At 70.9% G+C, this 19,851-nt stretch carries 18 protein-coding genes; 15 read left to right on the top strand and 3 right to left on the bottom strand.

Annotated elements, in window-relative coordinates:
• The first annotated feature begins 2 nt into the window (after window positions 1-2).
• The 5 genes from EIZ45_RS24995 (at window position 3) to EIZ45_RS24975 (ending at window position 5,486) form a co-directional block, all read left to right on the top strand.
• A complete protein-coding gene (locus tag EIZ45_RS24995; RefSeq protein ID WP_134663909.1) occupies window positions 3-1,193 on the top strand; it encodes an acyl-CoA dehydrogenase family protein in 1,191 nt (396 codons plus the stop codon).
• Window positions 1,190-1,939 carry an enoyl-CoA hydratase/isomerase family protein gene (locus EIZ45_RS24990; protein WP_134663907.1) on the top strand — a complete coding sequence of 250 codons (750 nt, stop codon included), beginning with the start codon at window positions 1,190-1,192 and terminating at the stop codon, window positions 1,937-1,939. The genes EIZ45_RS24995 and EIZ45_RS24990 overlap by 4 nt, the downstream gene beginning before the upstream one ends.
• On the top strand, window positions 1,936-3,126 hold the full coding sequence (locus EIZ45_RS24985) for a CaiB/BaiF CoA-transferase family protein (protein WP_240690693.1): 1,191 nt from the start codon (window positions 1,936-1,938) through the stop codon (window positions 3,124-3,126). The genes EIZ45_RS24990 and EIZ45_RS24985 overlap by 4 nt, the downstream gene beginning before the upstream one ends.
• Window positions 3,119-3,883, top strand: a complete 765-nt coding sequence (locus EIZ45_RS24980) for an SDR family NAD(P)-dependent oxidoreductase (RefSeq protein WP_167756551.1) — start codon at window positions 3,119-3,121, stop codon at window positions 3,881-3,883. The genes EIZ45_RS24985 and EIZ45_RS24980 overlap by 8 nt, the downstream gene beginning before the upstream one ends.
• A 100-nt stretch (window positions 3,884-3,983) precedes the next feature.
• Entirely contained in the window at window positions 3,984-5,486 is a 1,503-nt protein-coding gene (locus EIZ45_RS24975) for an aldehyde dehydrogenase (NADP(+)) (RefSeq protein WP_134663903.1), read from the top strand.
• 380 nt (window positions 5,487-5,866) lie between these two features.
• Here the strand turns inward: EIZ45_RS24975 and EIZ45_RS24970 are convergent, their stop codons facing one another.
• Window positions 5,867-7,348, bottom strand: a complete 1,482-nt coding sequence (locus EIZ45_RS24970) for an aldehyde dehydrogenase (NADP(+)) (RefSeq protein WP_134663901.1) — start codon at window positions 7,346-7,348, stop codon at window positions 5,867-5,869.
• Between the two features lie 225 nt (window positions 7,349-7,573).
• On the opposite strand from EIZ45_RS24970, the gene EIZ45_RS24965 reads away from it, so the two are divergent.
• From EIZ45_RS24965 to ppk2, 10 genes are all read left to right on the top strand, one after another.
• Window positions 7,574-8,716 carry a CaiB/BaiF CoA-transferase family protein gene (locus EIZ45_RS24965; protein WP_134663899.1) on the top strand — a complete coding sequence of 381 codons (1,143 nt, stop codon included), beginning with the start codon at window positions 7,574-7,576 and terminating at the stop codon, window positions 8,714-8,716.
• A gap of 37 nt (window positions 8,717-8,753) precedes the next feature.
• Window positions 8,754-9,884, top strand: coding sequence for an acyl-CoA dehydrogenase family protein (locus tag EIZ45_RS24960; RefSeq protein ID WP_134663897.1), 1,131 nt, complete (start codon window positions 8,754-8,756; stop codon window positions 9,882-9,884).
• Complete coding sequence (locus EIZ45_RS24955) at window positions 9,881-11,065, top strand: CaiB/BaiF CoA-transferase family protein (RefSeq protein ID WP_134663894.1); 1,185 nt, start codon at window positions 9,881-9,883, stop codon at window positions 11,063-11,065. Before EIZ45_RS24960 ends, EIZ45_RS24955 begins: the two co-directional genes overlap by 4 nt.
• 34 nt (window positions 11,066-11,099) lie before the next feature.
• Window positions 11,100-12,215: a zinc-binding dehydrogenase gene (locus EIZ45_RS24950; RefSeq protein ID WP_134663892.1), complete on the top strand. Its 1,116-nt coding sequence runs from the start codon at window positions 11,100-11,102 to the stop codon at window positions 12,213-12,215.
• Window positions 12,212-13,327 (top strand): glycoside hydrolase family 88 protein, encoded by a 1,116-nt coding sequence (locus EIZ45_RS24945; RefSeq protein WP_240690692.1) that lies wholly within the window; start codon window positions 12,212-12,214, stop codon window positions 13,325-13,327. Before EIZ45_RS24950 ends, EIZ45_RS24945 begins: the two co-directional genes overlap by 4 nt.
• A gap of 149 nt (window positions 13,328-13,476) precedes the next feature.
• Entirely contained in the window at window positions 13,477-14,634 is a 1,158-nt protein-coding gene (locus tag EIZ45_RS24940; protein WP_134663890.1) for a GAF domain-containing sensor histidine kinase, read from the top strand.
• Window positions 14,627-15,262 carry a response regulator transcription factor gene (locus EIZ45_RS24935; protein WP_134663888.1) on the top strand — a complete coding sequence of 212 codons (636 nt, stop codon included), beginning with the start codon at window positions 14,627-14,629 and terminating at the stop codon, window positions 15,260-15,262. Before EIZ45_RS24940 ends, EIZ45_RS24935 begins: the two co-directional genes overlap by 8 nt.
• Before the next feature lie 66 nt (window positions 15,263-15,328).
• On the top strand, window positions 15,329-16,279 hold the full coding sequence (locus EIZ45_RS24930; RefSeq protein WP_134663886.1) for an AMP-binding protein: 951 nt from the start codon (window positions 15,329-15,331) through the stop codon (window positions 16,277-16,279).
• 76 nt (window positions 16,280-16,355) lie between these two features.
• Window positions 16,356-17,678, top strand: coding sequence for an MFS transporter (locus EIZ45_RS24925; RefSeq protein ID WP_134663884.1), 1,323 nt, complete (start codon window positions 16,356-16,358; stop codon window positions 17,676-17,678).
• Between the two features lie 43 nt (window positions 17,679-17,721).
• Entirely contained in the window at window positions 17,722-18,459 is a 738-nt protein-coding gene (gene ppk2, locus EIZ45_RS24920) for a polyphosphate kinase 2 (RefSeq protein ID WP_240690690.1), read from the top strand.
• 6 nt (window positions 18,460-18,465) lie between these two features.
• Here ppk2 and EIZ45_RS24915 read toward each other — a convergent pair whose 3' ends face one another.
• Window positions 18,466-19,245, bottom strand: coding sequence for a class II aldolase/adducin family protein (locus EIZ45_RS24915; protein WP_134663882.1), 780 nt, complete (start codon window positions 19,243-19,245; stop codon window positions 18,466-18,468).
• Between the two features lie 58 nt (window positions 19,246-19,303).
• Entirely contained in the window at window positions 19,304-19,840 is a 537-nt protein-coding gene (locus EIZ45_RS24910) for a helix-turn-helix domain-containing protein (protein WP_134663880.1), read from the bottom strand.
• Window positions 19,841-19,851: the final 11 nt, after the last annotated feature.

Genomic DNA, 19,851 nt, shown 5'->3' with positions numbered 1-19,851 from the left:
CCATGACTTCCACCACCACGTCCATCCCCCTCGGTGACCTGAGCGAGGAACACGAGCTGCTGCGGCAGACCGTGCGCAAGTTCGCCGAATCCGAAGTCGCGCCGCGGGCGTTCGAGATCGACCGCGAGGACGAGTTCCCGCACGATCTGTACCGGCGGATGGGCGAACTGGGCTTCCTCGGGCTCAACGTGCCCGAGGAGCACGGCGGCAGCGGAGCCGACGAGCTGAGCATGTCGATCACCCTGGAGGAGCTCGCCAGGGTCTCCGGCACGGTCGCCAACGCCTGCCTGCTGGCGAAGCTGCAGTCCGAGCTGATCGTCAAACGCGGCACGCCCGAGCAGATCCGCACCTACGTGCCCCGGATCGCCGCCGGCGAGCTGATCTGCCTGATCGCGGTCACCGAGCCCGGCGCCGGCTCCGACGTCGCCAGCGTCAAGACCACCGCGAAGCGCACCGAGTCGGGGTGGAAGCTCAACGGCACCAAGGCGTTCATGACCGCCGGCGCGGTGGGCGAGCTGGCCGTCGTGCTGGCCCGCACCGACCCGGCCGCGGGCAGCAAGGGACTCACCACGTTCCTCGTGCCCAAGAGCCCCGACGGCGACCCAGCCAAGGGCTTCCTGGCCGACCACAAGGAACAGCTGATGGGCATGCGCGGCCTGGCCACCGCCGGGATCACGCTGCAGGACACGCTCGTCTCCGACGAGCACGTGCTCGGGGAGCCCGGCCGCGGGCTGGGCAACTCGCTGGGCTCGTTCAACAACGGCCGCATCGTGATCGCCTCGCTCGCCCTCGGCCTCGCCGCGGGAGCGCACGACGCCTGCCTGGAGTACGCGCGGGAGCGGGAGGCTTTCTCCCAGCGCATCGGCGACTTCCAGGCGGTGCAGTTCATGCTTGCCGACGCCTGCGTCGACATCGACGCGGCGCGGCTGCTCGTCCGCCGGGCAGCCCAGCTCAAGGACGCGGGCGCGCCGTTCGCCCTGCAGGCGTCCCAGGCGAAACTGTTCGCCTCCGACGTCGCGGTCCGGGTCGCGACCAACGCCGTGCAGATCCATGGTGGTTACGGCTACACCAAAGACGCCGTGGTGGAGCGGATCTACCGGGACGCGAAGCTCACCCAGATCTACGAGGGCACCAACCAGATCCAGCGGGTGATCATCGCCCGGCACCTGCTGCCGAAGGCCGGCGGGAAGTGACTGTCCACTGCGGACTGGACAACGGCGTGGCCGAGCTGGTGGTGGACAACCCGCCGCTCAACCTGCTCACGCTCGCCGTCCGCGCCGAGCTCGCGGCGCAGGCCCGCCGGCTGGCGGGGGACGAGGCGTGCCGGGTGGTCGTGGTGCGGGGGGCGGGGGGCCGGGCCTTCTCGGCCGGTTCCGACGTCCGGGAGTTCCCCTCGGACGAGGCGGGCGGCTTCGAACGCGCCGATCTCGAACACGGCTGGTTCGCCGCGCTCGCCGACCTTCCGCAGCCGACCATCGCCGTCGTGCACGGCCACACCCTCGGCGGCGGCCTGGAACTCGCGTTGACCTGCGACATCCGGGTGGCCGACGAACAAGCGCACCTGGGCTTTCCGGAGGCGGGGCTCGGGCTGGTGCCCTGTGGTGGTGGCACCGCGCGGCTGCCGCACCTCGTCGGTGCCGCCAGGGCGCAGCTGCTGTTGCTGTCCACCGAGCGGATCACCGCCGGTCAGGCGCTGGCGTACGGGCTCGTGGACCAGGTGGTTCCGGCGGGCCGGCTGCGCGAGACGGTGGCCGGGCTGGCGGCGTCGATCGCCGCCGCGCCGGGCGCCACCACCCGTGCCATCAAGGCCGCGGTCCGGACGAGCGTGACCGAAGGCGTCGACGCGGGGCTGGCCGCCGAGCGGCGTCTCGGCGGCCCGCTTTTCGCGACCGAGCGCGCGCAGCAGGCCGTGCGCGGCTTCCTGAAGGAGAAATCATGAAACCCCTGCAGATCCTGCGTGACGTCAAGATCGTCGCGTTCACCCAGTTCCTGCTGGGCCCGGCGAGCGTGCAGTACCTCGGCGACCTCGGCGCGGACGTGGTCAAGGTGGAGCAACCCGGGCGCGGCGCGTACGAGCGGTCCTGGTCCGGCGGCAACACCTACGTCGAGGGGGTAAGCGCTTTCTTCCTGCTGTCGCATCGAAACGTGCGGAGCGTGACGATCGACCTGAAGTCGCCGGAGGGGCAGCGCGCCGCGCTCCGGCTCGCGGCGAGCGCCGATGTCGTGGTGGACAACTTCCGGCCGGGCGTGCTCGACCGCCTCGGCGTCGGTTACGAAAAGCTGTCGGAGCTGCGCCCTGACCTGATCTACGCCTGCGGGTCCGGCTACGGCTCCGACAGCCCTTACCGCGACCTGCCCGGGCAGGACCTGCTCCTGCAGGCGATGACCGGGCTGGCCGCGGCGACCGGCCGGGCCGGGGACCCGCCGACCCCGGCGGGCGCGGCGGTCGTCGACCAGCATGCCGCGGCGCTGCTGGCGATGGGCATCCTCGCCGCGCTGCACCACCGGCAGCGCACCGGCCAGGGCCAGCGGGTGGAGGCGACGATGGTGCAGGCGGCGCTCGACCTGCAGCTGGAGCCCGTGGTGTACCACCTCAACGGTGGCCTCGTGGAGCGGCCGGCGGAGCCGCTCGGCTCCAGTTTCCACGAGGCGCCCTACGGGGTGTACGAGACGGCCGACGAGTTCATCGCGCTGTCGCTCAGCCCGGTCGCCAAGATCAGCGCGGCACTCGGCGATCCGGCCGAACTGCAGGAGTTCCTGGACCCGGCGGTGAAGTTCAGCCGGCGCGAACAGATCCGGCGTGCGCTCGGCCCGCTGTTGCTCGACCGCTCGGCGAAGGAATTGCTCGCGTTGTTCCGCGAGCACGGGATCTGGTGCGCACCCGTCAACGACTACGACGCCGTCTTCGCCGATCCGGTGGTGACGCACCTGGATCCGGTGCTGGAGTTCGAGCATCCCCGGGCGGGCAAGGTGAAGATGCTCAAGCATCCCGTGCGGTTCAGCTCCGGCGAACCGGAACTGCGCACGCCGCCACCAGAACTGGGCGAGCACACCGATGCGGTGCTGAGCGAGCTCGGCTATTCGGCCGAGAAGATCGCCGAGCTGCGGGAGGCAGGCGTTGTCTGAGAGCCTGTTTTCCCTGGAGGGCAACGTCGCCGTCGTGACCGGTGGCGCGCGCGGAATCGGGAAGGCGGCGGCCCGGGCACTCGCCCAGCACGGGGCCGGACTGCTGCTGGTCGACCGGCTCGAGGCGGAGCTGGCCTCGACGGCGGCCGAGCTGGCCGAGGCGGGCGCCGCGGTGGACACCCTGCTCGCCGACATCACGGCGGACGACATCGGCGAACGGATCCGCGCCGCGGCGACCGCCGCCGGGCCAGTCACGGTGGTGGTCAACGCCGCCGGGGTGATGGTGCGGTCCGCGATCACCGAGCTCACCGTGGCCGAGCTGGACACCCTGTGGCGGGTGAACGTGCGGGGCACCGTGGAGGTCACCCAGGCCCTGCTTCCGCAGCTGATCGAGCGCGGCTACGGCAAGATCATCAACGTCGGCTCGCTGGGTTCGGTCCGCGGCCTGGAACGGCGGACGGGGTACGCGACCACCAAGGGCGCGGTCGCGCAGTACACGATCAGCCTCGCCAGCGAGGCCGGTGCGTACGGGATCAGGGCGAACGTGGTAGCGCCCGGCTACGTCGCCACGGACATGGCCTCTCCGTGGATCTACGGCGATGCCGACCGCACCGAACGGCTCCGGGCCCGGATCCCGCTCGGGCAGTTCGCCACGCCCGCGGACCTGGCCGGCACCTTCGTGTTCCTCGCCGCCCCGGCGTCGGACTACGTCACCGGCCAGATCCTGCTCGTCGACGGTGGCTGGACCACCACCTGAGCCGGAGCCGCGGCCCGCACATCCCCGCTCGGTGTCGTCGGCGCCGACACCTGCCCGCCCTCGCCCCACTCCCGATCCGCTGACACCCCCAAGGAGCACCATGACCACCGGACGAGACCCCCGCACCGGGGCCGCCCTGCCCGGCGGGGAACCGCCGAGCGACGACGCCGCCGTCGAGCGGACCGTCGCCGCGGCCAAGACCGCCGCCCCCGTGCTCGACGCGCTCGGCCGCGGCGGCCGGGCCAGGCTGCTGCGCGCGTTCGGCCACGCCTTGGAGAGCCGGCGTGCCGACGTCGTAGCGATCGCCGACCGGGAGACCGCGCTCGGCGTGGCCCGGCTCGGCGCAGAGCTCACCCGGACGAGCTACCAGTTCGCCTTTTTCGCCGATGTTCTCGAGGAGGGCAGCTACCTCGAGGCGACCATCGACCACAGCGGCTCGACGCCGATGGGGCCGAGGCCTGATCTGCGTCGAATGCTCGTGCCGATCGGCCCGGTGGCGGTCTTCGGGGCGAGCAATTTCCCGCTCGCGTTCTCCGTGCCCGGCGGGGACACCGCTTCCGCGCTCGCCGCGGGCAACCCGGTCGTGGTCAAGGCCCACGGCTCGCATCCGGCGACCTCCCGGCTGGTCCACGACATCCTGCGGGACGCCGGAGCCGAAGCCGGCGCTCCCGAGGGCACGATCGGCATCGTGTTCGGTCTCACGGCCGGCAAAGCCCTCGTCCGCCACCCGGCGGTGCGGGCAGTGGGCTTCACCGGCTCCCTCAGCGGCGGCCGGGCGCTGCTGGATGCGATCAGCGGCCGCGACAACCCGATCCCCTTCTACGGCGAGCTGTCCAGCCTCAACGCCCTGGTCGTCACCGAGGCCGCCGCGGCCGAGCGAGCGGGGGAGATCGGCGCGGGGCTGGCCGCCTCGGTGACCGGGTCCGCCGGCCAGTTGTGCACCAAGCCGGGGCTCGTCCTGATCCCGGCAGGCGACGCCGGGGACGCCGTGGTCGTCGCCGCGGCGCAGGGACTCGAGGGTGCCGATGTCGTGCCACTGCTCAACGAGCGGATCCACGCCTCCTACCTCGCCGACACCGGCCGGCTGCGCGCGGCCCCAGGTGTGTCCACAGTGGCCGAAGGCAACGCCGGGCAAGGTGGCTTCCGGGTAGCCCCACTGCTGGTCTCGGTCGAAGCGAGCGCCCTGCATGATCAGGTATTCGCCGAGTACTTCGGCCCGGCGACGGTGGTCGTGCGCTACCGCACCGAGGACGAACTCAGGGCCGTGATCGGCCGCCTGCCGGCCTCGCTGACCGCGTCGGTGCATCTCGGCGCGCGGGAAACCGAGCCACAGTGGATCGGCGCGCTGCGGGATACGGCCGGACGTCTGGTGTTCAACGGCTACCCGACGGGTGTCGCGGTCAGCTGGGCGCAGCATCACGGGGGGCCGTGGCCGGCCACAAACAGCCTCTTCACGTCGGTCGGAGCAACCGCGATCCGCCGGTTCCTGCGGCCGATCACCTGGCAGGACGCACCTGAGCAGGCGCTGCCGGACGAGCTGCGCGACGACTCCGCCAGCCCGGTGCCCCGCCGGGTGGACGGCGTTCTCCGGCTACCCGGCTGATTCGGCCACCCCAGCCGGGTTCCTCAACGGAATCCGCTCGGGCGCTGTCGGCCACCGAGGCGGAGACACCCGGCCCGGAGACACCCGGCCCGGCGGTGCCTCGGGCGCCGCCGTCCGCGAGCCGGGCGCCTTCACCGGCGGCGACGCGGGCAGGCGGGCGAAATCGGGTCTAGACCGGGGCGGAGGTCGGCATGGAACCACCGGGGCCGGCTGCCGGTGAGCCCGCGAGCGCGGAACCATGCTCATCGGCCATCCGGGAAATCGGGCGCGATGGCCGGTGGGCGAGTGGCCCGGCGTTCGCGCGTCGCGAGCCTCGGCCGGTCCGGTTGCCGAGCCGGCCTCCTCATCCCGCCTCGGTCGTGCTCGCCGAAAAGGGGCCGCTACCTCGGCGCAGCCACCGGTGCGGCGGTGAGCGCACCGTCCACCCGCCGCGGGATACGGAGGTCGTTCGCGTCACGCAGCGCGGGCGGCAGCAAGGTGTCGGGCACCGACTGGTAGGCGACCGGGCGCAGGAACCGGCGCATCGCGGTGACACCGACCGAGGTGTGCACCGACGTCGTCGCCGGGTACGGGCCGCCGTGGTGCTGCGCCCAGCCGACCGACACGCCGGTCGGCCAGCCATTCCAGATGACCCGGCCGGCTCGGGCGGTCAAGGCGCGCAGCAGGGCCTGCGCGACCGGGTCACCGCTCGGTTCACCGTGCACGGTGGCGGTGAGGTTGCCCTCCACCAGGTCCGCCGCGGCCGGCAGCTCCGCGTCGTCGGTGTAGGTCACGACCAGCGCGAACGGTCCGAAACACTCGACGAGCAACTGTTCGGCACTCCGGGCGAGCTCGGTGGCGGCGGTGCCGATCAGGACCGGCCGGACGACCGACTCGTCGGTGGCGTCCTGCTCGGGGACGCTCAGCGGCCGGACCGCCGGGTGGGCGGCGAGCCGCGCGGCCTCGGCTCGGAACGCGGTGCCGATGCCCTCGTGCAGCAACCGCATCGGCGCCGTGGCCGCCTCGGCGGCGACCAGGTCTTCCAGTCCGTAGCCCGCCGGCACGAACAACACGCCCGGCTTGGTGCAGAACTGGCCGGCGCCCAGCGACATCGACGCCACGAAGCCGCCGGCGATCTCCTTGCCACGGACCCGGGCGGCTTCGCAGGTGACGAACACCGGGTTGAGGCTGCCCAGTTCCCCGTAGAACGGAATGGGGGCGGGCCGGGCCGCAGCCAGATCGGCCAGTGCTCGTCCGCCCGGCGTGGAGCCAGTGAAGGCGACGGCGGCGATCCGGGCGTCGGTCACCAGCTTACGTCCGTTCTCCGTCCCGTGAACCACGGCGAACGTGGCCTCGGGTGCGCCGGCGGCGCGCAACGCGTCGACGACCACCCGGGCGTAGGCGTCCGACAGCCGCGGCTGGGCGGGATGTGCCTTCGCGACCACCGGGCACCCGGCGGCCAGCGCCGAGGCGGTGTCGCCTCCGGCCAGCCCGAAGGCGAACGGGAAGTTGCTCGCGCCGAACACCGCGACCGGGCCGAGTGGGATCAGCATCCGCCGCAGGTCCGGGTCGCCGCTCGCATTGGCGCGGTCGATGATCGCCTCCAGCCACGAGCCCTCCTCGACGGCGTCGGCGAACATCTCCAGCTGCCCGGCGGTCCGTTCGACCTCGCCGGCGAGCCGCGGCACGCCGAGCGAGCTGTCCGCGTCGGCCAGCGGCACCAGCTCGTCCGCATGCGCGCGCAGCGCACCGGCGACGGCGCGCAACAGGCCGGCGCGCTCGGTCAGGGGCATCGCCGCGAGCACCGGAGCGGCCTCCTGGGCCGCTGTCAACACTTGCTCGTACTCCTGGCAGCTGGTGTCCGCAGTCGCGGGGGCAGGCATCATCGCTCCTCTTGTTCGCCGAATGGCCGGAAGTTGCTTGCTGCACGGGAATCCGTGGCTCCTCACGATCACCGGCGGCCCACCGGAACCGGTACCTCCAGCTGGAGGTACCGGCCTCGTGGCGCTCCGGGTGAGCATCGATCCATCGCGGCGACCCGCGACCTCGCTGAGGAGGACGGTTTTGCTTCAATCCGCAGTTCTTTCCCGGCCCACCGGGGATGTCCGATGACCGGCCGGGCGGCAGGACCGCTCGCCGGAATCCGGGTGCTCGACATGACCAGGCTGGCACCGGGCCCGTACGGCAGCATGCTGCTGGCCGATCTCGGCGCCGAGGTGATCGCGATCGGCGGCGGCCGGTCCGGCCTGCCGGTGCCGGCGCTGTCCCGGGGCAAGGAATTCGTCACGCTCGACCTGAAGACCACCGAGGGCCGCGCCGCCCTGCACCGGCTGGTCGCCGAGTCCGATGTGGTCATGGAGGGCTTCCGGCCCGGGGTGGCCGACCGCCTCGGCGCGGGGTACGCGGAGCTCAGCGCGCTCAACCCGCGCCTGGTCTACTGCAGTGTCACCGGCTACGGCCAGACCGGCCCGCTCTCGCAGCGCGCCGGGCACGACCTCAACTACCTCGCGATCGGCGGTGCGCTGGGCACCTTCGGGCCGGCCGGGAGCCCACCGGTGCCCCCGCTGAACCTGGTCGCCGACTTCGCCGCCGGCGGCCTGCTCGCCGCGTTCGGCATCGTCGGCGCGCTCTACGAACGGGAGCGCTCCGGCCGCGGGCAGTACCTCGACGCCGCCATGGTCGACGGCGTGCTGTCCGTGATGGGGATGAACTTCACCGACTGGGGCCGGGGTTCGCTGCCACGGCGCGGTGAGGGCGTACTCGCCGGGTCACTGCCGGCCTATCGCTGCTACGAGTGCGCCGACGGCCGGTACGTGGCGGTCGGCGCGCTGGAGAACGCGTTCTTCGCCAACCTCTGGCAGGCACTCGACCTCGGTGCGGTGCCCGACCACTTCGACCCGGCGAACTTCGCCGAGATCGAGACACGGCTGAGCGACGCCTTCCGGCAGCGCCCGATGGCGGAGTGGACGAAGTTCTTCGCCGACGTCGACGCGTGCGTCACGCCGGTTCTCGAACCCCACGAGCTGGCCGGGTTCCCCCAGATCGCCGAGCGTTACGAGGGATTCAGCCCGCAGTCCGTGCCGGCGGTGCCGGTGTTCTCCCGGACCGCCGCGGTGCCCGGGCCGACCGACACCGCCGACGCGACCGAGCGGGTGCTCGCCCGGTTCGGCCTCTCTGCCGAGGAAGCGGGCAAGGCGGCGGGCGCCCGCGACGGCAGCGCCGTCACGGGCCTGCGCTGGCCACCGATGTGAACCGGTACTTCGAAAAGCCTTGAGGAACAGGAAGAACATGAACACCGAGTACGAGGACTTCCGGGCGAGCGTGCGCCGGCTGGCGGCGGACAAGATCGCGCCCCACGCGGCGGACGTCGACGACAAGGAGCGGTTCCCCGAGGAGGCCTGGGCCGCACTGCGCGCCGCGGACCTGCCGGGCCTGCCCTACGACGAGAAGCTGGGCGGTTCCGGCGCTGATCTGCTCTCCCAGGTGATCGCCGTGGAGGAGGTGGCGGCGGCCTGTGCCAGCTCCGCGCTGGTGCTGCTGGTCAACTGGGCGGGAACGTCCACAGTGGTCAGTCACGGCTCCGACGAGCTGCGTGCCGAAGTGGTGCCGAGGGTCGCCGGTGGCGAGGCCGGCGCCGCCTGGTGCATGACCGAACCGACCGTCGGCTCCGACCTGTCCGGGATCAAGACGGCCGCGACCCGGGACGGTGACGACTGGGTCCTCAACGGACAGAAGCGGTTCATCACCAACGCCCCGTGGGCCGACTGGTACGCCGTGCTCGCCCGGACCGGGGAGAAGGACTTCGGCGTCTTCATGGTCCACAAGGACGACGCCGGGATCTCCTTCGGCCCGCACGAGAAGAAGATGGGCATGCGAGGCAGCCCGACCACCGATGTCATCCTGGAGGACTGCCGGATCCCCGGTCGGCGGGTCGTCGCCGATCCGACGCAGGGCTACCGCTACATCAACGGCGAGCTCAACGTCAGCCGGGCCCTGATCGCCGCACAGGCACTCGGAATCGCTCAGGGCGCCTTCGACGCAGCTGTCGCCTACACGGGCGACCGTCGTCAGTTCGGGCAGCCGTTGTCCCGGTTCCAGCTGCTGCGGGGGATGGTCGCCGACATGGCGGTGAAGATCGAGTCCGCCCGGGCGCTGCTCCACGACGCGGTCGCGCTCATCACCGCGGGCGACCCGCGCGCGCGGTCCCGGGTCTCCATGGCGAAGCTCCTCTGCAGTGACAACGCGATGTCGGTGACCACGGACGCCCTGCAGCTGCACGGCGGCTACGGGTTCATCCGCGACTATCCGGTGGAACGCATGATGCGCGACGTGAAGATCACCCAGATCTACGAGGGCACCAACCAGATCCAGCGGCTGGTCATCGCGAAGGACGTCTACGCCGGGCAGGTGCGGTCGTGAACCGGGTACTCGACGGAATCCGCGTCCTCGACCTCGGCGAGATCATGCAGGGTCCGCTCGCGGCGCAGGTGCTCGGCGACTTCGGCGCCGACGTGATCAAGGTCGAGCGCGGGATCGGCGGCGACATGATGCGGTCGCTGGACCGCGCGGCCGGTGAGGCGGGGGACCCCTGCTCCTACTTCGTCGCGGTGAACCGGAACAAGCGCAGCGTCTCGCTCAATCTCAAGACGCGCGAGGGCATGGACGCGCTGCACCGGCTGCTGGCGCAGGCCGACGTGCTGGTGCACAGCTACCGGCCGGCCGCGGTGCGCCGGCTCGGCCTGACCTACGAAGACCTGGCCGAGCGCTACCCCCGACTGGTCTACGCTTCGGCTTCCGGCTTCGGCGAGAGCGGGCCGTACGCGCACAAGGCGGGGCAGGACATGCTCGCCCAGTCGCTGAGCGGCATGGCCCGCACCGTGGGCGACCCGAACCTGACGGCGCACATCCTGCCGGTTCCCGTGGTCGACTACGCGTCGGGAATGGCGCTGGCGCAAGGGATCCTCGCCGCCCTGCTGGAGCGTGAACGGTCCGGCCGCGGCCAGCACGTGAGCGTCAACCTGCTCGACACGGCCCTGGCGCTGCAGACGCTGGAAAGCGCGTCGCTGCTGATGTACGGCCGTGAGACGAACTGGGTCACCGACTGGTACAGCGGCATCTTCGAGACCAGCGACGGCATGGTCACCGTGCTCGGGCTGTTCCGGGAGAACGCGCTGCACCTGGTGTGCAAGGCGCTCGAGGTGGCGGACCTCAGCCGCCGCCCCGAGTTCGCCACCGCCGAACTGCAGGCCCGCAACAAGGACCAGGCCAACGAGTCCCTGCGCGACGCCGTCCGCGCGCTCACCACGGACGAGGCGATCGCGCGGTTCGACGCCGCCGACCTGCTCTCCGCGCCGCTGCTGACGCTCGAGGAGGCGCTGGCGCACCCGCAGGTGCTCGAAAACGGCACGATCACCCAGGTCGAGGTCGGCGGGCGGCGCACGACCCGCATCCTCGGCAACCCGGTCAAGCTGTCCCGGACCCCGGCCACGACCCGGCAGGGCGTCGCCGACGTCGGCGAGCACACCGAACCGGTGTTGCGCGAGTTCGGCTTCACCGACGACGAGCTCGCGGGTCTGCGCGCGAGCGGGGCCGTCCGATGAGGACGATCGAACGAACCCACCGAGGAGAATCCCGATGAACGAGCGCAAGGCCATGGTGCTGAAGGAGTTCGGTGCCGACCTGGCGATCACCCGGTTCCCCGGGGTGCGGCCCGGACCGGGCGCGGTGGTGGCCGACGTCACCCACGCCGGTGTCTGCGGCACCGACATGCACCTCCAGCAGGGCCGGATGGCGATCCCGCTGCCGGTCGTGCTCGGCCACGAAGCGGTCGGCCGGGTCCGCGAGCTGGGCGAAGGGGTGTCGGCCGACGCCACCGGCGCGCCCCTGCGCGAAGGCGACCTGGTGTCCTGGGCGTCGAACATCCCGTGCGGCACCTGCTTCCACTGCACGACCTCGGGCGAGCCGTCGCTGTGCGAGACCCGCAAGGTCTACGGCATCAACCAGAGCTGCGCCGAGCCCCCGCACCTGTCCGGCGGCTGGGCGGAGCAGATCTACCTGCAGCCCGGCTCCACCATCGTCAAGCTGCCCGAGGGCATCCGGCCGCAGCAGGTGATCGCGCTCGGTTGCGCGGGCCCGACCGTCGTGCACGGGGTGCTGGACATCGCCAAGCCCCGCGAAGGCGATGTCGTGGTGGTCCAGGGCAGCGGGCCGGTCGGCATGGCGGCGGCCATGTTCGCCGCCGTCGCCGGCGCGAGCAAGGTGATCATCGTCGGCGGGCCGGCCAACCGGCTCGAAGTCGCGCGGGAGATCGGCGTCGGCGACGTCCACCTCGACATCTTCACCGAGACCGACCAGGAGGCCCGGCTCGCGAAGGTGCTGGCGGAGACGCCGGACGGACGTGGCGCGGACCTCGTGATCGAGGCGACCGGGGTGCCGGCCGCGGTCGCCGAGGGCATGGACATGACCCGGCGCGGCGGCACGTACCTGGTGGTCGGCCAGTACACCGACCACGGGCCGACGATGCTCAACCCGCACCACATCACCCGCAAGCAGTTGCGGGTGCTCGGCAGCTGGGCGTTCTCGCCTCGCAACCACCTGGACTACGTGCTGTCGCTGCCCGATCTCGCCGCGCGCTTCGACCTGGAGCGGCTGGTCACGGCCTATCCGCTGGAACGGGCCAACGAGGCGCTGGCGGACATGCGCGCGGGCCGGACGCTCAAGCCGGTGCTGGTGAGCGGAGACGGGTCGTGAGCGGGCGGTGGGAGGAGGCCTCGCAGCGGATGCTGCTGCGGATCGACGGGACCGCGGCCGACGTGGCGCCGGGCTTCCCGAACTACGCCGACACGGACACGGGCGAGTGGACCCGCAGTGCGGACGGCTTCTGGACCGGCGGCTTCTGGGGCGGCCTGCTCGCGCTGGCGGCCGCCGACTCCGGTGCGCGGCGGTACGCGCGGCTGGCCGACGACGTCGCCGAGCGGCTCACCGCCCGGGCGAGCTCGGACACGGCGTTCCGCGGGTTCCTGTTCTTCTACGGCGCCGGGGTGGCACACCTGACCGGGAAGAGCGAACCCGCGCGCGCGGCGGCGCTCGCCGGTGCGCGGGGGCTCGCGTCGAGCTTCAACCACGACGCGGGGCTGATCCCGCTCGGCAGCCAGGCCGAAGAGTCCGACGCGGTCGGGGCCGGTGCCGCGAACATCGACGCCGTGCCCGGCACGGTCGCGCTGCTCGCCTGGGCCGCGCGGGAGACGGACCGGCCGGAGCTGGCGGACATGGCCCGCGCGCACGCGCGGCGTCACGTCGAGTACTGCCTGCGCGACGACGGCTCCGTGTGCCAGTCCGCCGCGTTCGACCAATGGGACGGCACCCTGCTGCGGCGCTACACCCACAAGGGACGCTCCGACGACAGCACCTGGGCCCGCGCCCAGGCCTGGGCGATGCTCGGCTTCGCCCAGGCCGCCCGCTGGGTGGGTCCCGAGTTCACCGGGCCGGCGACGACGGCCGCGGACTGGTGGCTCGACCGGCTGCCCGCCGACCGCGTCGCCCCCTGGGATTTCAGTGCCGGACCGGACGAGCCGCGGGACACCTCCGCCACCGCCATCGCCGCGGCCGCACTGCTCAAGCTGGCCGCGGTTCTACCGGACCGCCCGTGGTACCGGGAACACGCCGCGGCGATGGTGGACACCCTGACCGCGCTCGTCACGCCCACCGGCGCGGAGGACCACCGCCGGCCGGGCATGCTGACCGGCGGCTGTTTCGACCCTCGCCGCGGGGTCGCTACCGACGCGGAGCTGGTCTGGGGCGACTACTTCCTGCTAGAGAGCCTGCTGGCGCTGCGGGGCGTGCTCGAACCGGCAGAGCTGTAGCTACTAATCCGACCAGAAGTAGGCCGACCCCGACCGCGGCACGTAACCGTTGCTACGAAAGCCATTCGGCCGTGGCTGTGGTCGGATTAGTAATGATCGGCACAGTAACCCCGGTTATCATGATCACACGTGGACCAGGAGAGATCGCGATGACGGATGCGCCGGAAACCGCCGTGGAAGCTCTCCTGGAGCAACTCGCCTCGCGGCATCCCGAGTTGCTGGTCCTGTCGGACGGCTCGCTCGCGATGAAGTCGGTGGCTCGGCGCATCCGGGCGCTCGGGGAGTTCGACATGTCCCTGGTCGGCAGGCTCGAGCCGGGGCGCAGGCTGGTGCACCGGAGCTGGCAGGGCACGATGAGCACCGCCCTGCACCGGCTCGTCGTGCCCGAGGGCGTCGGGCTGGGCGGCAAGAGCATCGCCGAACGGCGGCCGGTCTGGGTGCGCGACTACCGCACGTCGGACGCGATCACCCACGACTTCGACGAGCTGGTCGCGCGGGAGGGTCTCGGTGCCATGCTGGCCGTCCCCATGATCTATGACGGGGAAGTGCTCGGTGCCGTGTACGTCGGCATCCGCGACCAGGCGTCCTTCGGCGACCAGGTCATCGCGCGGGTGGAGGAGGTGGCGGCCGCCGCTTCGATGACCCTGGTCAGTTCCGAGCGGGCGAAGCTGCAGACGGGCGTTGCGCTGGACGCCGAGCGGCGGCGGATGGCGGCCGACCTGCACGACTCGGTCAGCCCGGTGCTCTTCCGCATCGGCGCCGAGCTCCGCACCCTGCGGGCGATGAACGACCTAGACCGGATCCGGGACCGGCTCGACGAGGTGGAACGGCAGGTCACGTCGGTGAGCGCGCTGCTGCGCAGCTCGCTGGCCCGGCTCAACGAACAGCCGCCGGCGCGCCGGCTCGCGGTGGCCGTCCAGGAGGACTGCGAAGCCTTCGAGGAGCGGACCGGCCTGACGGCCTCGTTCGTGGCGCTCGCGGAGATCCCGGAGCTGGCACCGGGGCGGACCGAGGCGCTGACCAGCGTCGTGCGCGAGGCGCTGGTCAACGTCGAAAAGCACGCCCAGGCTTCCACCGTGGTCGTGAGCGTCGTGGTGGCGGGCGGGCGGCTCACCGTCGTGGTCGCCGATGACGGGCACGGCTGGGCCACCGGTGACCTGGCCAAGGCTGGCCACCTCGGCCTGCCGTTGTCCGTGCGCCGGATGGAACGGGTGGGCGGCGGCGTGTCGGTTGTCGGCAACGAAGACGGCGGCACGACGGTGCGGGCCTGGGTGCCCTGCGGGGCCGAGGGGACCGGCGATGTGTGAGCACACCGACGTCCGGGTGCTCGTGGTGGACGACCACCCGGTGGTCCGCGGCGGGGTCGAACTGCTCGCCGCCGAGGATCCGGCGATCACCGTGGTGGGCGGCGCGAGCACGGGGCACGAAGCGATCAAGGTCGCGCAGGAGGTCGCCGCCGACGTGGTCCTGCTGGACCTGCGCCTGCCGGACATGCCGGCGCCCGAGCTGGTCACCCGGTTGCGGCGGGTCGCCCCGCGCGTGCGGATCCTGCTGTTCACCGCGTTCGCCGACCACGGCGCGATCGAAGTGCTGATCGAGGCGGGCGCGGACGGCTGCCTGGTCAAGGACATCACCGGCGGAGACTTCGCCACGGCGGTGCGGCGGGTGGCCCGCGGGGTCCGGGTCGTCGATCCCCGGCTGGCCGGCCGGCACGCCTCCGCGACCCCGGAACTGCTGTTCCGGGTCGGCCTCACCAGGCGCGAGTACGAGGTGCTCCGACTCGCCGCGATGGGACACAGCAATCCGGAGATCGCCGATCAGCTCGCACTCGCCCGGAATACCGTGAAGACGTACCTGCAGACCGCGATGCAGAAACTGAATGCGCGGAACCGGGTCGAGGCCATCGCCAAGGCGCACGAGCTCAAGCTGCTCTAGCCGGTTCGCGTTTCCCGGCCGGCCAGTTCCGTTTTCCCGGCGATTTTCGCGAGTCGCCGTACTGTCATGAATTCGGTGAGGTGTTTCGTCTTGGGTGCGTTCCTGGATTACTGGGGAAAACACGGGAGCAGGCCGGCGATGGTCTGGGTGGATCGGGCCGGGCACCATCGCATGCTGCCGTACTCTCATTTTGCCGGCAGTGCCGCCCGGTTCGCCTCCCTGCTGGGCGACCTCGGACTCGCGAGGGGCGAGTCGGTCGCGGTACTGCTGCCGCCGGTGCCCGAATGGTGGGAGGTCGCTGCCGGGACGATCCGGGCCGGAGTTCCGTTCGCGCCGATGCCGGGCGGCGAGCCGGACGGCGACCGGTTGCGATGCGCCGGAGCGGCGGTGGTGGTGGTCGACGAGGCACGCCTCGAACCCGCGCTGGCGCTGCGGCGGGCCGGCGGGGTGCGGCACGTGGTCTGCGTTGGCGGCCTGCCGCACGCCGAAGCGCTGAACTACGGGGCCATGATGTTCCTGGCGGAGCCGGACCGCGAACCGGAACCCGCGGCCGGCCCGGTTCTGCTGACCGGCGACGAGACCTACAGCAACGCCGATCTCGGGCGGCTGGCGGACGAACTCGGCCTGGCGTGGCTGGATCGGAACCACGACGACCTGCACTTGAGTCTGGCTCCACGGCATACGGCCACCGGCGTCCTGCTCGGCTTGATCGAGCCGTGGTCGGCGGGGGCGGCGATCCTGGTCGACGAAACCGGTGGTGCCCCCATCCGGGTCCGCGACCTGGTGGAGCGGTTTTCGGTAACCACGATGTCCGCTCCTGGGGCGTCCTATGCGGAGCTCGCGGCAACGGGTGTGCGTGGCCTGCGGAACTCGTCGTTGCGCCGCGTGCTCGCCATTGGCGCGCAGCCGGACGCCGCCGCCTGTGCGTGGTTCCGTCAGACCGGCCTCTGGATCCATTCCGGTCCCGCGCCCGCCGCGGCACTGACGACCTGTGCGACTTTTCCCGGCGCCTTTTGACCTCTCCAGGTGGAGGTGCCACCGGGCACCCGCCGCGAAGACGCTTTCGGAAACCCTCCGTCGAAAAGGAACACCGATGTCCCTGATCTCGCGCAGCGGAAAAGCAGGATTTGCCAGCGCTGTCGGTACCACCGTGGAATGGTATGATTTCTTCATCTACGGCACTGCGGCCGGACTCGTCTTCAACAAAATGTTTTTTCCTCAGTTCGACGCCGTGGTCGGCACGTTGTTGTCGTTCGCGACGTTCTCCGCGGCATTCGTCGCGCGGCCGATCGGCGGAGTCCTGTTCGGACACTTCGGCGACCGGATCGGCCGCAAGTCCATGCTGGTGCTGACCCTGAGCATCATGGGGACCACGACCTTCGCCGTCGGCGTGTTGCCCAGCTACGGGACGATCGGGGTGGCCGCCCCGATCACCCTCGTCACGCTGCGGTTCGTCCAGGGCCTCTCGCTCGGCGGTGAGTACGGCGGCGCGGTGCTGATGACGGTCGAACACGCGCCGTCCCACCGCCGCGGCTACTACGGGAGCTGGGTGCAAATGGGGGTGCCGGCGGGGCTCATGCTCGGCAACGCGGTGTTCCTCGCCTTCGGTGCGATGTCGCCCGAGAGCTTCCTGTCCTGGGGCTGGCGGGTGCCGTTCCTGATCGGCGGCGTATTCGTCCTCGCCGGACTGGTCGTGCGGCTTAAGCTCGGCGAAAGCCCGACCTTCGACCGCCTGAAGGACAAGGAAAACGTGGTCAAGCTGCCGATCGCGGTCGTGGTTCGGCAGTATCCGAAACAGGTCCTGCTGACCGGCGGTGCCTACCTCTCGATCGGGGTCACGTTCTATCTGACCACGGTGTTCGGCCTTAGCTACGGTGCCCAGCAGGTCGGTTTCAGCCGGAACTCGATGCTGTGGATCGTGCTGGCGGCGATGGCCCTCACCTTCGTCACCCTGCCGCTCTTCGGCGCTCTTTCCGACCGCATCGGCCGCAAGCCGGTCTTCGCCGCGGGGACGGTGGCGATGGGTCTGCTGGCGTTTCCCTGGTTCTGGCTGCTCGGCACCGGTTCGTTCCTGCTCGCCACCGTCGGTTACCTGTTGATCTGCACCGGTTTCTCGGCCGCGTTCGGTCCACTCGCCGCCTTCTACGCCGAGGTCTTCGAGACGAAGATCCGGTATTCGGGCATCTCGTTCGGCTACACCCTCGGCACGCTGGCGAGCAGCGCGCTCGCGCCGATCATCGCCACCTGGCTACTGGACCGCACCGGCGGCGTCATGGCCGTGGCGTGGTACATGGTCGGCACCGCAGTGCTCTCGCTGCTGTGCACGTTCGCCTTGCGCGAGACCAACGGATCAAACCTGTCCGGCCGGCCGCGAACGGCAACGCGGAGCGAGTCGCCGCTGCTGCCTGCCGAGTGAACCACGGACCGACGTTGTCGCCTTGGAGGAGGCCGACCGGTCGGTGCGGAGCGAAGGTCAGCGTCGCAACCCGGTGGCCGTCCTTGTGCTCAAGCTGCAGAACTCGATCAGCGAGACCGGCGGCCGGCACGTCATTCTCTTCGAGGGGCGCGACGCCGCGGGCAAGGGCGGCACCATCAAGCGGTTCATGGAGCACCTCAACCCGCGCCACGCTCGTACCGTCGCGCTCGCCAAACCCAGTGACCGGGAAGCGCATCAGTGGTACTTCCAGCGCTACGTTCAGCATTTGCCGACCGCGGGCGAGATGGTGTTGTTCGATCGGTCCTGGTACAACCGGGCCGGGGTCGAGCAGGTGATGGGGTTTTGCTCGCCCGATCAGTACGAGCAGTTCATGCGCCAGGTGCCGCTGTTCGAGGAAATGCTGGTGGAGAGCGGGATCACGGTCACGAAGTTCTGGTTTTCGGTGACTCGGGCCGAACAGCGCACCCGGTTCATCATCCGGCAGGTCGACCCGGTGCGGCAGTGGAAACTGTCCCCGATGGACCTGCGGTCGCTCGACAAATGGGACTACTACACCGCGGCCAAGGAGGCGATGTTCCTCCGCACGGACAACGATCTCGCGCCGTGGATCACGATCAAGAGCAACGACAAGAAACGCGCGCGGATCAACGCGATGCGCTACTTCCTGTCCCGCTTCGAGTATGAGGGCAAGGACGAAAATATCGTCGGGGAACCGGATCCGCTGATCGTGAAGCGCGGGCGGGACGCGGTCGGCGACTGAGCCTCGTCAGTCCAGCACGTCGGGTTCCTCCTCGACGATCAGGTCCTCCAGCAGGCGGAAATTGTTGCGCGCCAGGTTCGCGCTGCCGAATTGCCGGGCGGCGAGGGTGGCTTCGTCGGCGGTCATCACGCGAGGCGTACCGGCGGCTTCGGCGAGGAGTTGCATCTGGCAGGCGCGTTCCATCGTGATGAACCACCACGCCGCCTCGCCGACGCTTCGGCCGACGGTCAGCAATCCGTGGTGGCGAAGGATCGCCGCGCGTTTCGAGCCGAGCCGGGCGGCGATGCGCACGCCCTCGTCGCGTTCCAGGACCAGTCCTTTGTACTCGTCGAAAAGCACGTGGTTTTCGTAGAACGCACAGGATTCCTGGACAATCGGATCCAGCGGACGATTCAACGCCGACCAGGCGCGCCCGTGGATCGTGTGCGCGTGCGCGACGGCGACGACGTCCTCGCGGGCTTCGTGGATGGTCGAGTGGATGGCGAAGGCGGCTTTGTTCGTGCGCCGCGTTCCCTCGACCACTTTTCCGTTCTCGTCAAGGAGAAGCAGGTCGCTGACCTTGATCCGGGAGAAGTGCACCGCGTACGGGTTGACCCAGAACCGGTTCGGGAACTCGGGGTCGCGTGCGGTGAGGTGCCCGGCGATGCCCTCGTCGAAGCCGTACCGGGCGAACAACCGGAAGGCGACGGCGAGCTGGCGTTTGCGGTGCGCGCGTTCGGCGGCAACGGAATCCAGGCGTTCGGGCAGGGTGTCGAGGTCGAGTTCGGCTACCGGGGCGTCGGTCATCAGCATCTCCCAATGTTGCCTGTATGGCAACTAGGGTGCCTCGGAGGCACAACGGGAGTCAAGCGATCACGACAAGGACTTCCGCGTCCGGCGCGCCGCGCAGGGTGTGGTCGGTGCTGCCCGGGAACTGCGCGGAGTCACCGGCGGTCAGGAGATGGGTTTCGCCGGCCAGGGTCAGTTCGAGCTGACCGCTGACGACGTGCAGCCACTCTTCGCCGCGGTGCTGGGTCGGACGAGGCGGGACGGACTTGCCCCGCAGCGTCACAAGCGTCGCCTCAAGAGCGGACGACGGCGGGGACAGGTGGGTCATGGAAGCGCCGCGAGTGCCGTACGTGACGGCGTCCTCGCGCTTGACGATCGGCGAGCGGCGTTCTTCAGCGGCGACGAGATCGGCGACGCTGACGTCCAGCGCCCGCGCGAGAACCACCAGCGTGCCGAGGCTGGGCACCCGCTGGCCGCTCTCGACCCGGGACAGGTAGCCCGGCGTGAGGTCCGCGGCGGCGGCGACCTTGTCCAAGGTGAGGCCGCGTTCCAGGCGAAGTTCGCGCAATCGTCGCGTGATCCGCTGCTCGGCTTCTTCCGCCTCCTGGCTCATCCTCCCACTGT

The organism is Amycolatopsis sp. CFH S0740 (assembly GCF_004522315.1).
Classification (GTDB): domain Bacteria; phylum Actinomycetota; class Actinomycetes; order Mycobacteriales; family Pseudonocardiaceae; genus Amycolatopsis; species Amycolatopsis nivea.
The sequence above is the reverse complement of the archived record's forward strand: the minus strand, read 5'-3'. Positions and strand labels throughout refer to the sequence as shown.